Source organism: Cognatilysobacter xinjiangensis (genome assembly GCF_014651995.1).
Lineage (GTDB): Bacteria > Pseudomonadota > Gammaproteobacteria > Xanthomonadales > Xanthomonadaceae > Cognatilysobacter > Cognatilysobacter xinjiangensis.
Genome location: NZ_BMXY01000001.1, coordinates 386,537 through 398,628, shown reverse-complemented (window position 1 = coordinate 398,628; position 12,092 = coordinate 386,537). Strand labels below are relative to the sequence as shown.

General features: G+C 70.4%; 14 protein-coding genes and 1 pseudogene. 8 read left to right on the top strand and 7 right to left on the bottom strand.

Annotated elements, in window-relative coordinates; genetic code table 11:
- The first annotated feature begins 95 nt into the window (after positions 1-95).
- Both mgtE and IE066_RS01830 read left to right on the top strand, forming a co-directional pair.
- Positions 96-1,457: a magnesium transporter gene (gene mgtE / locus IE066_RS01835; RefSeq protein WP_189446621.1), complete on the top strand. Its 1,362-nt coding sequence runs from the start codon at positions 96-98 to the stop codon at positions 1,455-1,457.
- Positions 1,458-1,524: 67 nt separating this feature from the next.
- Positions 1,525-2,529 (top strand): HDOD domain-containing protein, encoded by a 1,005-nt coding sequence (locus IE066_RS01830; RefSeq protein ID WP_189446620.1) that lies wholly within the window; start codon positions 1,525-1,527, stop codon positions 2,527-2,529.
- On the opposite strand, the gene IE066_RS01825 is transcribed toward IE066_RS01830, so the two are convergent.
- The 5 genes from IE066_RS01825 to IE066_RS01805 form a co-directional block, all read right to left on the bottom strand.
- Positions 2,526-3,476, bottom strand: a complete 951-nt coding sequence (locus tag IE066_RS01825) for an aspartate carbamoyltransferase catalytic subunit (protein WP_425488880.1) — start codon at positions 3,474-3,476, stop codon at positions 2,526-2,528. The genes IE066_RS01830 and IE066_RS01825 overlap by 4 nt on opposite strands.
- Positions 3,442-3,906 carry a Holliday junction resolvase RuvX gene (gene ruvX / locus IE066_RS01820; protein WP_189446618.1) on the bottom strand — a complete coding sequence of 155 codons (465 nt, stop codon included), beginning with the start codon at positions 3,904-3,906 and terminating at the stop codon, positions 3,442-3,444. The genes IE066_RS01825 and ruvX overlap by 35 nt, the downstream gene beginning before the upstream one ends.
- A gap of 2 nt (positions 3,907-3,908) precedes the next feature.
- The gene (locus IE066_RS01815; RefSeq protein WP_189448730.1) at positions 3,909-4,478 is read right to left on the bottom strand and encodes a YqgE/AlgH family protein; all 570 of its coding nucleotides are present in this window, start codon (positions 4,476-4,478) and stop codon (positions 3,909-3,911) included.
- A gap of 111 nt (positions 4,479-4,589) precedes the next feature.
- On the bottom strand, positions 4,590-5,750 hold the full coding sequence (locus tag IE066_RS01810; RefSeq protein ID WP_189446617.1) for a PilT/PilU family type 4a pilus ATPase: 1,161 nt from the start codon (positions 5,748-5,750) through the stop codon (positions 4,590-4,592).
- Positions 5,751-5,827: 77 nt separating this feature from the next.
- Positions 5,828-6,865 carry a type IV pilus twitching motility protein PilT gene (locus IE066_RS01805; protein WP_189446616.1) on the bottom strand — a complete coding sequence of 346 codons (1,038 nt, stop codon included), beginning with the start codon at positions 6,863-6,865 and terminating at the stop codon, positions 5,828-5,830.
- Positions 6,866-6,986: 121 nt separating this feature from the next.
- Here IE066_RS01805 and IE066_RS01800 point away from each other — a divergent pair, with 121 nt between their 5' ends.
- From IE066_RS01800 to IE066_RS01785, 4 genes are read left to right on the top strand one after another with little or no spacing between them, the layout of a single operon-like run.
- The gene (locus IE066_RS01800) at positions 6,987-7,679 is read left to right on the top strand and encodes a YggS family pyridoxal phosphate-dependent enzyme (protein ID WP_189446615.1); all 693 of its coding nucleotides are present in this window, start codon (positions 6,987-6,989) and stop codon (positions 7,677-7,679) included.
- A 3-nt stretch (positions 7,680-7,682) separates the two neighbouring features.
- Positions 7,683-7,967: a hypothetical protein gene (locus IE066_RS01795; protein ID WP_189446614.1), complete on the top strand. Its 285-nt coding sequence runs from the start codon at positions 7,683-7,685 to the stop codon at positions 7,965-7,967.
- Between the two features lie 25 nt (positions 7,968-7,992).
- Positions 7,993-8,823, top strand: coding sequence for a pyrroline-5-carboxylate reductase (gene proC / locus IE066_RS01790; RefSeq protein WP_189446613.1), 831 nt, complete (start codon positions 7,993-7,995; stop codon positions 8,821-8,823).
- Between the two features lie 8 nt (positions 8,824-8,831).
- Positions 8,832-9,299 carry a DUF4426 domain-containing protein gene (locus IE066_RS01785; RefSeq protein ID WP_189446612.1) on the top strand — a complete coding sequence of 156 codons (468 nt, stop codon included), beginning with the start codon at positions 8,832-8,834 and terminating at the stop codon, positions 9,297-9,299.
- A 3-nt stretch (positions 9,300-9,302) separates the two neighbouring features.
- Here the strand turns inward: IE066_RS01785 and IE066_RS01780 are convergent, their stop codons facing one another.
- Positions 9,303-10,133 (bottom strand): ABC transporter substrate-binding protein, encoded by an 831-nt coding sequence (locus IE066_RS01780; protein WP_189446611.1) that lies wholly within the window; start codon positions 10,131-10,133, stop codon positions 9,303-9,305.
- Positions 10,106-10,708 (bottom strand): pyridoxamine 5'-phosphate oxidase, encoded by a 603-nt coding sequence (pdxH, locus tag IE066_RS01775; RefSeq protein WP_189446610.1) that lies wholly within the window; start codon positions 10,706-10,708, stop codon positions 10,106-10,108. Before pdxH ends, IE066_RS01780 begins: the two co-directional genes overlap by 28 nt.
- Before the next feature lie 17 nt (positions 10,709-10,725).
- Between pdxH and IE066_RS01770 the strand changes: the two genes are divergently transcribed.
- Both IE066_RS01770 and IE066_RS14715 read left to right on the top strand, forming a co-directional pair.
- On the top strand, positions 10,726-11,577 hold the full coding sequence (locus tag IE066_RS01770) for a kinase (RefSeq protein WP_189446609.1): 852 nt from the start codon (positions 10,726-10,728) through the stop codon (positions 11,575-11,577).
- Positions 11,574-12,068 (top strand): annotated as a pseudogene (locus tag IE066_RS14715) (shikimate kinase); the annotation flags it as partial. The gene IE066_RS01770 and the pseudogene IE066_RS14715, both read left to right, overlap by 4 nt.
- Positions 12,069-12,092: the final 24 nt, after the last annotated feature.

Genomic DNA, 12,092 nt, shown 5'->3' with positions numbered 1-12,092 from the left:
TGCCGCGATGAACCGCTGACCCCGGTCGCGACTCGGCGCACATCGCCGGCGTGCGACCTGCCCACGACCGTGATGGTCCCCGCCGGAATCCGCGCATGGCCGAATCCGTCCGCCACGAGAAGACCGCGCGGCAGCTGAGGCTGCTGTCCGACGCGCTCGACAGCGGGCGCCTCGGCCCGGTACGCCGGCTCGTCAACACGCTCTCGCCCGCCGAGATCGGCAACCTGCTCGAATCGCTGCCGCCGGCCAAGCGCACCATCGTGTGGGGCCTGGTCGACGCCGAGGACGACGGCGAGGTGCTGGTGCACGTCGGCGACGAGGTGCGCGAGAGCCTGCTCGCCGAGATGGATCCGGACGAGATCATCGCCGCGGTCGAAGACCTCGACATCGACGACCTCGCCGACCTCGTCGAGGACCTGCCCGACGCGGTGATCGAGCAGGTGCTGCTGTCGATGGACCGCGAGAACCGCGAGCGCCTGGAGCAGGCGCTCTCGTACCCCGAGGACACCGCCGGCCGCCTGATGAACCCGGACGTGGTGACGGTGCGCGCGGACACCACGCTCGAGGTGGTGCTGCGCTACCTGCGCCTGCGCGGCGAACTGCCCGACCACACCGATCGTCTATACGTGGTCAGCCGCCGTCACCAGTACCTCGGCCGCATCTCGATCTCCGACCTGCTGACGCAGGACCCGTCCACCCCGATCAACCGCCTCGTCGACGACGAGCAGGCGGCGATCTACGTCGGCGAGACCGCGAGCGAGGTCGCGCGCAAGTTCTCCGACTACGACTGGATCAGCGCCCCGGTCGTCGACGAGAACAACATCCTGCTCGGCCGCATCACCATCGACGACGTGGTCGACATCATCCGCGACCAGGCCGAGCACCAGGCGCTCTCGGCGGCCGGCCTCGACGAGGACGAGGATCTCTTCAGCCCCGTGCCGCGCGCGATGCGCCGGCGCCTGATCTGGCTGTCGATCAACCTCGCCACGGCATTCGTGGCGGCCAGCGTGGTGGGCCAGTTCGAGGGCACGATCTCGAAGCTCGTGGCGCTCGCGGCGCTGATGCCGATCGTCGCCGGCATGGGCGGCAACGCCGGCACGCAGGTGCTCGCCCTGATGGTGCGCGGCCTCGCGCTGGGTCAGGTCAGCGCGTCCAACCTGCGCGTGCTGCTGTGGAAGGAGATCCGCGTCGCGCTGCTCAACGGGCTCGCGCTGGGCACCATCCTCGGCCTGGTGGTGCTGCTCTGGTTCAAGATGCCGGGGCTCGCGCTGGTCATCGCGGTCGCGCTCACGCTCAACCTGCTGTTCGCCGCCAGCGCGGGGGTGCTGGTGCCGATCACGCTGCGCCGCATGGGTTTCGACCCGGCGCTCGCCAGCAGCATCTTCCTGACCACCGTCACCGACGTCATGGGCTTCTTTACGTTCCTCGGCCTCGCGACACTGTTCCTGCTCAAGTAAACGCGGCCCGGGCCGCTACCATGTCGGAACGGACTGCGTCGATGGACCGGCCGACCAGGGGATTCTCATGTTGAAGCGCTTTCTGCAGCGGCTGCAGGGACGTCCCGCGCGGCGCGAGGAGAATGCCGGCGCAACGGCCGATGCCGCCGACGCGCCGCTTGCAACGAACGCCGTCGTCATCGATCGCGACCGGCTCGCGGCAGGCTTCCTGCGCCACCTGCTCGATACCGCGCCGGCCGAGGCGGTGGCGGATGGTCTGGCCGACGACATGATCGATCGCCTCGGAACGGTGGCCGGACGCCTCGACCTCGCGCGCCTGCCGCGCCTGCCCGCGCTGGTGCCGCAACTTCTCGCCGCACTACGCCGCGACGACGTCGATGCGAATGCCTTGGCGGCGATGGTCGGCCGCGATCCGACGCTGGCTGGCGCCGTCGTGCGCTCGGCCAACAGCGTGCATTACAGCCGCAGCACGACGGTGTCGGCGTTGCCGCAGGCGATCAGCGTGATCGGCAACGAGGGGCTGCGCTTCGTCGTGCTGACCAGCGTGATGCGGCCGATCCTGCAGGCCGATCCGTCGCGACAGGGCGCCCGCGCCGGCCAGTGCCTGGTCGCGCAGAGCGAAGCGCGCACCTGGGCCTGCGGCGCCCTCGCCGCGCGCGGCGGCGATCCGGGGCAAGCGCAGCTCGCCTCGATCATTGCCTCGACCGGCACCGCCGCACTGTTGCGGATGATGCCGCACGCGCTACTCGCTCAAGCAGCGGCCGACCCCACGTTCGCGCCGCGCTTCTTCCACCTTGCCGCCGACCTCTCCGCGCGCACCGCTGCCCACTGGCGCCTGGACGCGGCTCTGCAGCAGGCGCTTCTGAAGATGCCAGGCGACGCCGCGCCTTCGCCGCTCGCAGCCACGCTGGCGACCGCCGACGCGCTGTCGATGCTGCACGTGCTGCGCGCCGCCGAGGCGATCGATACCGATGCGGTGCTGTCGGCCGATCCGGCCCTGCAGCAGGTCCATGCCGGCCTGCTGCGCACGCTGGCCGCGATGGACGCGGCCGAGGACGCCGCGGCTGCCTAGCCGCGGGCGGCGAGCAGCCGCTCCAGCACCGCCATGCGCACCGCCACGCCGTTCGCGACCTGGCGCAGGATCAGCGAGCGCGGGCCGTCTGCCACCTCGTCGGTGATCTCCACGCCGCGGTTGATCGGCCCCGGATGCATCACCAGCGCACCGGGCGCCGCGCTGCGCAGGCGCGCCTCGGTGATGCCGTAATCGCGGTGGTAGCCGTCCAGCGATTCGACCAGCCCGTCCTCCATGCGCTCGCGCTGCAGGCGCAGCGTGATCACCGCATCGGCGCCGTCGATGGCCTCGTCGAGATCGTGCGTGACGCGGCAACCGGCAAGCGTCGCCGCCTCCGGCAGCAGCGCGGCGGGCCCGCAGACTCGGATGTCGGTGGCGCCGAGCGCGCGCAAGGCGTGCAGGTCCGAACGCGCGACGCGCGAATGCTTCACGTCGCCGACGATCGCGATGCGCATCCGGGCGAAATCGTCACCCTTGGCCTGCCGCAGCGTCAGCATGTCCAGCAGACCCTGCGTGGGATGGTTGCTGCGCCCGTCGCCCGCGTTGAGCAACGCCGTGCCCTCGCCCGCCGCCGCGGCGAGTTGCGCGACCGCGCCGTCGTCGTGGTGGCGCACGATGAAGCCGCGCACGCCCATCGCTTCGAGGTTGCGCATGGTATCCAGCGCGGTCTCGCCCTTTCGCGCCGACGAGGTCGACACGTCGAAGTTCAGCACGTGCGCGCCCAGTCGCATCGCGGCGAGCTGGAAGCTCATCCGCGTGCGCGTGGACGGCTCGAAGAACAGCGTGCAGGCCGCGATGCCTTTCAGCGCGTCGACGTCGCCGCGCAGGTCGGCGAAGTGCTGCGCGCGGTCGAGCAGCTCGACGACGGTGGCGCGGGGCATGCCGTCGAGCGTGAGCAGGTGTCGCATGGGTCTATCCGGAAAGTGTGGCTTCGAGGTCGACCGCATCGGCCGGCGCCGCCAGCCAGCGTTCAACGATGATCGCGGCGGCCACCGCGTCGAGAATCTGCGCGTCGCGCCGGCGCTTGCCTCCCTGCGCGCGCTCCACGGCGAAACGCTGCGCGGCCTCCACCGAAGAGGAGCGTTCGTCGACGAGCATCACCGGCTTGCCGAAGCGGCGCCCGAGCTCACGCGCGAAGGCGATCGCGCGCCTGCGCGCGGGCTGGTCGCCACCGTCGAGGGTCATCGGGTCGCCGACGACGAAGCCGTCGGGCCGCCATTCGCGCGCGAGCTTCTCGATCGCGGGCCAGTCGGGGCCGTTGGCATGCACGTCGACCACCGCGATCGGACGCGCGCCGGTACCGAAGGCGCTGCCCACGGCGACGCCGATCCTGCGGGCGCCGACGTCGAAACCGAGGACCGTCGTCGCCGCCGCCATGATCAGGCGTGCCCCGTGTAGTCGGCCAGGCGCGCGAAGTCCACGCCGATGCGGCCCGCGGCGGCGCGCCAGCGTTCTTCCAGGGGCGTGTCGAACAGCAGCGACGGATCGGCCGGCGCGGTGAGCCAGCTGTGGTCGACGCTGAGTTCCTGCTCCAGCTGCCCCGCACCCCAACCCGCGCAGCCCAGCGCGACGACCGCGTGCTCAGGGCCCTCGCCGTTGGCCATGGCTTCGAGGATCTCGCGCGAGGTCGTCAGCCAGAGGTCCTCGCCGATCGGCAGCGTGGAATCCCAGCGCGTGCCGCCGTCGTGGATCACGAACCCGCGCTCACGGTGCACGGGGCCGCCGTTGAGCACGATCTGCGAGCGCAGCGCTTCGCTGCCGCCCTCGAAGCCCATCTGTTCGAGCACCTCACCCACCGTGTACTCGGACGGACGGTTCACCACGATGCCGAGCGCGCCGTCCTGGTCGTGCTGGCAGATCAGCGCGACAGACTTCGAGAAGCCGGACTCGGCGAGCGACGGCAGCGCGATGAGCAGCTGGCTGGCGAGGGGCGTCGGGCTGTCGGACAGGGCCATGCCCGCATTCTAGCCCGCGTTCCCTGGCGCGATGGAAGCCCCTCTACGCGACGAAAACGGCGAAGGCGCCCGAAGGCGCCTTCGCTTGGAACGATTCGGACGCGGTCAGCGGATGTCGGCCACGCCCACGTCGCCGAGCCCGGCCGCGAGCGTGCGCGCATCGCCGCCCTGCGCGAGCTTGATACGCAAGCGCACCTCGTTCTGCGAGTCGGCGTAGCGCAGCGCGTCCTCGTAGGAGATCTCGCCGGCCTGGTAGAGCTCGAACAGCGCCTGATCGAAGGTCTTCATGCCCAGGTTGGTCGATTCCTTCATGACCTCCTTGAGCTTGTGGATCTCGCCGTCGCGGATGTAGTCCTGCACCAGGGGCGTGCCGAGCAGGATCTCCATCGCGACGCGGCGGCCCTTGCCGTCCGGCGTCGGGATCAGCTGCTGCGCGACCACGCCCTTGAGGTTGAGCGACAGGTCCATCAGCACCTGCGCGCGACGGTCCTCGGGGAAGAAGTTGATGATGCGGTCCATCGCCTGGTTGGCGTTGTTCGCATGCAGCGTGCAGAGCACCAGATGTCCGGTCTCGGCGAAGGCGATCGCGTGGTCCATGCCCTCGCGCGTGCGCACCTCGCCGATCATGATCACGTCAGGCGCCTGGCGCAGCGTGTTCTTCAGCGCGGCTTCCCAGCTGTCGGTGTCGATGCCGACCTCGCGCTGCGTGATGATGCAGCCCTCGTGCTTGTGCACGAACTCGATGGGATCCTCGATCGTGATGATGTGGCCGGTCGAGTTCTTGTTGCGGTAGCCGATCATCGCGGCGAGCGAGGTCGACTTGCCGGTACCGGTCGCGCCGACGAACATGATGATGCCGCGCTTGGTCATCGCGAGCGTCTTGATGATCGGCGGCAGCTGCAGCTCCTCGACCGTCGGGATCTTGCTCTCGATCCGGCGCAGCACCATGCCGACCTGGTTGCGCTGGAAGAAGCAGCTGACGCGGAAGCGGCCGACGTTGGCCACGCCGATCGCGAAGTTGCACTCGTGCGTCTTCTCGAACTCCTCGCGCTGGGCGGGGCTCATCACCGACAGCACCAGGTCGCGCGACTGCTGCGGCGTGAGCGGCTGCTGGGTGATCGGCGAGATCTTGCCGTGCACCTTGATCGACGGCGGCATGCCGGCGGTGATGAACAGGTCCGAGGCGCGGTGCTGCGCCATCAGCTTGAGGTAGGACGAGAAATCGATCGCGCCGGGGCCGGGCGCTGCGGGATTGGGCGTGCTCATCGTGTGCTCCTCGGGAGCGTCTGAAGCCGGGCGGAAGTTCGATCAGGTGTAGTCGCGGCCGGGCCGCGGCTACCGCGTCATTCGAACAGGCGCTTGTCCTTGGCGTACTCGCGGGCCTGTGCCTTGAGGATGAGGCCGCGCTTGACCAGGTCCTGCAGGTGCTGGTCGAGCGTCATCATTCCGTAGTTCTGGCCCGTCTGGATCGACGAGTACATCTGCGCGACCTTGTCCTCGCGGATCAGGTTACGGATGGCGGGCGTGCCCACCATGATTTCCCACGCCGCGGTACGACCGCCGCCGACCTTTTTCAGCAGCGCCTGCGAGATCACCGCGCGCAGCGATTCGGACAGCATCGAGCGCACCATCGGCTTCTCGCCGGCGGGGAATACGTCGATGATGCGGTCGATCGTCTTCGCGGCCGACGAGGTGTGCAGCGTGCCAAACACGAGGTGGCCGGTTTCCGCGGCCGTGAGCGCGAGGCGGATGGTCTCGAGGTCGCGGAGCTCGCCGACGAGGATGTAGTCGGGGTCCTCACGCAGCGCCGAACGCAGGGCCTCGTTGAAGCCGTGCGTGTCGCGGTGCACCTCGCGCTGGTTGATCAGGCACTTCTGCGAGGTGTGCACGAACTCGATCGGGTCTTCGACCGAGAGGATGTGCGCGTACTCGTTCTTGTTGATGTGGTCGAGCATCGCCGCGAGCGTGGTCGACTTGCCCGAGCCCGTCGGGCCGGTGACGAGGATCAGGCCCTGCGGCTGGTTGATCAGCTCGCGGAAGATCGGCGGCGTGCCGAGGTCCTCGAGCGTCAGCACTTCCGACGGAATCGTACGGAACACCGCCGCGGCGCCGCGGTTCTGGTTGAACGCGTTGACGCGGAAGCGCGCCAGGCCCGGGATCTCGAACGAGAAGTCGACCTCGAGGAATTCCTCGTAATCGCGGCGCTGCTTGTCCGACATGATGTCGTAGACGAGCGCGTGCACCTGCTTGTGCTCGAGCGCGGGAATGTTGATGCGGCGAACGTCGCCGTCGACGCGGATCATCGGCGGCAGGCCCGCCGACAGATGCAGGTCTGACGCCTTGTTCTTGACCGAGAAGGCCAGCAGCTCGGCGATATCCATGTAAGTCCCCGGTGGTGCGAACGATCCCTCGATCCGGCGCGGTCTGGCCGCCCGGACCCCCTGAGGGCAGTATAGGCTCCCGCTCCGGCCCGGCAATCGGGCCGACCAAGAGGTCACCGACGTGCTCGCCGACGCCCTGCGCGAGGTCTCCGACAGCCTTTATAGCGCGGCCACCGCGGCCGGGTGCTCCGTACCCGTGCTGGTCGCCGTTTCGAAACTGCAACCTGCGGGTGCGATCACGGAACTCGCGGCCGCGGGCCAGCGCGATTTCGGCGAAAACTACGTGCAGGAAGCCCTGCGCAAGCAGCAGGAACTGCGCGCGTCGGGCGGTGCGCAAGCGGCCGTCTGGCACCTGATCGGGCACCTGCAGGGCAACAAGGCCAAGGAAGCGGCCGCGGCCTTCGATTGGGTGCAGACGGTCGACCGGCCCTCGATCGCCGAGGCGCTCTCGAAGCATCGCCCCGCCGACCGGCCGCCGCTGAACGTGCTGCTGCAGGTCAACGTGGACGACGAGGCCGGCAAGCATGGCTGCCACCCCGGTGAGCTGCCGGCGCTGGCAGCGGCCGTCGCGGCGCTGCCGCGGCTCGCGCTGCGTGGGCTGATGATCATCCCGACGCCGCATCCGGACCTCGAGGCGCGCCGCCCGGCCTTCCGTGCCGCGCGACAGCTGTTTGACGACCTGAAAGCCGCGCATCCCGGCGTCGACACCCTGTCGATGGGCATGAGCGACGACTACCTGCTCGCGCTCGGCGAGGGCGCGACGATGGTCCGCATCGGCAGCGCGCTGTTCGGCGCCCGTACGCCGCGCGCCTGAGCGATGCTGCATCGACTGCGGCCCGTGGTCCTCACGTTCCGCCTGGCCATCGTGGCCGGGGGTCTGGGGTTGTTGCTGCTCGCGGTCGCGGTGACGGTTGCCGCGGCGCGCTTCGGCAGTTGCGGGCCTAGTGCGCTCAATGCCGTCGAGCCGGCCTGCCGGCACGGCCTGCAACTGCTCGTCGCCGCCTATGTCGTCCTGTCGGCTGCGCTCGTGCTGGGCGCGACCAGCCTGACGCTGCTCTGGAGCGACCGCCGCCGTCGGCGCCGCGGGACGCCGCTATCCTGAGACGTCCGCAACGAGGAAACCGTCGATGACGCAGCAAGACGCCGCAGGCCCGATCGCCTTCATCGGTGGCGGCAACATGGCGCGCAGCCTGATCGGCGGGCTCGTGGTGCAGGGCCGCGCAGCCGGTTCGATCCGCGTGGCCGAGCCGGTCGATGCGCTGCGCGATGCGCTGGCGAAGGACTTCGGCGTCGCCGTGTTCGCGACCGCGGGCGAGGCGGCGGCGGGCGCGTCGACTGTGGTGCTGGCGGTGAAGCCGCAGGTGATGCGGGCGGTCTGCGGTGAACTCGCGGGCGTGGCACCCGCCGACGCGCTCATGGTCTCGATCGCCGCAGGGATCACCAGCGCGCAGATCGACCGCTGGCTCGGCGGCGGCCGCGCGATCGTGCGCGCGATGCCGAACACGCCGTCGCTGATCGGCCAGGGCGTCACCGGGCTGTTCGCGACGGGCGCCGTCACGCCCGCGCAGCGCCAACGCGCCGCGGCCCTGCTCGAAAGCGGCGGCCCCACCACGTGGATCGACGACGAGGCACTGATGGACGCGGTGACCGCCGTGTCCGGCAGCGGCCCGGCCTACGTGTTCCTGCTCGCCGAGGCCATGCAGGCCGCAGCCGAGCGCCAGGGCCTGCCCCCGGACGCCGCTTCGCTGCTGGTGCGGCAGACGATCGCGGGCGCGGCCGCCATGCTGGTGCAGGCCGTCGAGCCCGCACCGGTGCTGCGTGCGCGGGTGACCTCGCCCGGCGGCACCACGCAGGCTGCCGTCGAAACCCTGCAGGCCGGCGGCTTTGCAGCCTTGCTCGACCGCGCGATCGAGCGCGCCACGCAGCGCGGCCGCGAGCTGTCGGCCGCCAACGACTGAGGAATCCCATGCGACGCATCGCCCTGCTGGCTCCCTTCGTCCTCGCCCTCGCCGCCTGCGGCGGGAGCACCCCGCCGGTGACGGCCTCCACGTCGCAGGCCCCGCAGCAGGCCGAGGCGCGCCTGGGTGACGTCGTCGTGCATGCCAGCGCGCTGCAGACCTCGACGCTCGACGAGGCAATCGCGAAGCGCTATGGACTGGAGCGCTCGGGTCGCGTCGCCATGCTGCTGGTCAGCGTGCGCCGCGCCGACGGCAGCGACGCCGCCGGCCTGCCGGTGAGCATCGATGCGACGGTGACGCCCGACCGCGGCACGCCCGAGCGCATCACGTTGCGCGAGATCAGCGTCGACGGCTTCGTGGACCGTGTCGGCACCGTCCAAATCGCGCCGCCCGAATCGCTGCGCTTCGACCTGGTGATCCGCTACGGCAATTCGACGTCGACGATGCAGTTCACGCGGGACTTCTTCCCGCACTGAGCCTCAGGCGCGTCGAGCCGCCCAGGCGTGCACGATCCGCTGGATCTCCCGCACGCCGTCAGTGAGCGCCGCGGGGCCCGGCTGCAGGATCAATGGCGACTTGATCTCGTGCAGTTCGTCGTCGCGCACCGCGGGCACGTCCTGCCAGCCGGGCCGCGCGGCCACGCGCTCGGGCCGGAACTTCTTGCCGCACCAAGAGCCGATGACGATGTCGGGCGCGGCCTGCGTGATCTCCCGGTCGTCGGCGATGATGCGGTTCTTCGCCAGCGGCTCGATCGCGCGCGCGGGCAGCAGGTCGATGCCGCCGGCGATGTCGATCAGCTCGGCCACCCAGCGGATGCCGGTGATGATCGGCTCGTCCCATTCCTCGAAATACACCTTCGGACGCACCGGCAATGCACGGCCCGCGGCGGCGATCTCGTCGAGCCCGCGCGCGAGCGCGTCCGCATAGGCGTTCGCGCGCTCGCCGGCGCCGACCAGCGCGCCGAGCCGGCGGATGTAGTCCAGGATGCCGTCCACGCTGCGGTGGTTGCTGATCCAGACTTCGACACCGTGACGGATCAGCGCCGACGCGATGTCGGCCTGGATGTCGGAGAAGCCGACCACGAAGTCGGGCTGGAGCTTGAGGATCTCGTCGATCTTCGCGCTGGTGAACGCGCTGACCTTCGGCTTCTCCTTGCGCGCCTTCGCGGGGCGAACGGTGAAGCCGCTGATGCCGACGATGCGGCGGTCCTCGCCGAGCGCGTAGAGCGTCTCGGTCGGTTCCTCGGTTAGGCAGACGATGCGTTGCGGCCCGACGACGCGGGTCACGGATAGAGCATCCGCGTGGTCCATTCCCCGGCCACGTCGCGCTCGTAGACCTTGCGCTCGTGCAGCCGGTACTGCGCGCCGTACCAGAACTCGATGCGGCGCGGCTTGACCCGGAAGCCGGTCCAGCGTGGCGGGCGCGGGATGTCGCGGCCGGCGAATTCGCGTTCGACCTGCTGCAGACGGGACTCGAAGGATTCCACCGACTCCAGCGTTTCCGACTGCTTCGACGCCCAGGCGCCGATCTGGCTGCCGCGCGGACGCGAGGCGAAGTAGAGGTCGGCCTCCTCGTCGGCCACCACCTGCACCTCGCCCTCGATGCGTACCTGCACGCCGTTGCGCAGGCGCGGCCAGTGGAACAGCAGCGAGGCCTGCGGGTTGTCCTGCAACTCGCGGCCCTTGCGGCCGTCCATGTGCGTGTAGAACACGAAGCCGCGCGCATCGTGCGCCTTCAGCAGCACCATGCGCAGCGAGGGGCGCGCATCGAGCGAGGCCGTGGCCAGCGCCATCGCGGTGGGATCGGGCTCGCCGGCCTCGGCGGCCTGCACGAACAGGTGCTCGAAAGTGGCGAGGGCTTCGGCAAGCAGGGCGGGCGTCTCCATCGCGCTATTGTGCGGGCATGTCCGTACCGCTGCACGTGCATGCCCCGGCCAAGACGTTCGTCGACGCCGTGCTCGCGCGGGCGCTCGCCGCGCCGATGCCCTATGCGATCGCGGGGCTGCAGGGTTCGGGCAAGTCGACGCTGGCCGCCCGCTGCGTGGAAGCGGCCGAGGCGCGCGGGCTGCGTGCGATAGCGGTGTCGCTCGACGACTTCTACCTCGACCGTCCCGCACGCCTGGTGCTGGCGCAGCGCGTGCACCCGCTGCTGGCCACGCGCGGGCCGCCGGGCACCCATGACGTCGAGTTGGCGATCGAAACGCTCGACGCATTGGCCGCGCGGCGCCCGCTGCGGCTGCCGCGCTTCGACAAGCGCAGCGACCGCCGCCTTCCCGTGCGCGACTGGCCGCCTGTCCATGCCTGCGACCTGGTGTTCGTCGAAGGCTGGTGCCTGCGACTCGCGCCGGAGCCGTCGTCCGCACTCGCCACGCCGGTGAACGCACTGGAGCGCGACGAGGATCCGCAGGGCATTTGGCGAGGATGGTGCAACGAGGCGCTCGCGCGCGACTACCCCTCGCTCTGGTCGCGGCTGCCGGGCCTGCTGTTCCTCGCGCCGCCGGGCTTCGACGTCGTGGCCGGCTGGCGCTGGGAGCAGGAACGCGCGCTGCACGCCGGCGATCTGTCGCGCGGAATGTCGCCGGCGCGAATCGAGCACTTCGTGCAGCACTTCGAGCGCCTGAGCCGGCACGCGCTGCGCGCGCTGCCGGGCATCGCCGATGCGGTGGTGCGCATCGATGCACAGCGCGTTCCCGATGCGGGCGACGTCGAACGATTACGTAATGCGAATACGACGCCGCCTAGAATCGGCGCATGACCTCCTACCAGCGATTCGTACTCGTCGGGCCCACCGGCGCCGGCAAGTCGACCGTCGGCCCGTTGCTGGCCACGCGGCTCGGCCTGCGATTCGTCGATCTCGACCAGACCCTCGAGCAGGCCGCGGGCCGCCGCATCACCGATATCTTCGAGCAGGACGGCGAGGCCGCGTTCCGTGCGCTGGAGTCCGAGATGCTCGTGCGTTGCCTCGAGGAGGACGGCATCGTGCTGGCCACGGGCGCCGGCGCGGTGCTCGACGCCGGCAACCGCGAGCGCATGCGTGCGGCCGGCTGCGTAGTGCACCTGCATGCCGGCGTGCGCCGCCAGCTCGAGCGCCTGCGCGATCGCGGCGACCGCCCGCTGCTCGCGCTGGTCGACCGCGAGGCGACGCTCGAGGCGATGGCCCGCGATCGCGGCGCGCATTACGCGGCGGTGGCGCACCTTCGGCTGGACACCGACGCGCGTACCGCGCACGAGGTCGTCGAGGCGCTGTTCCGCGCGCTGCCGCTTGCATCG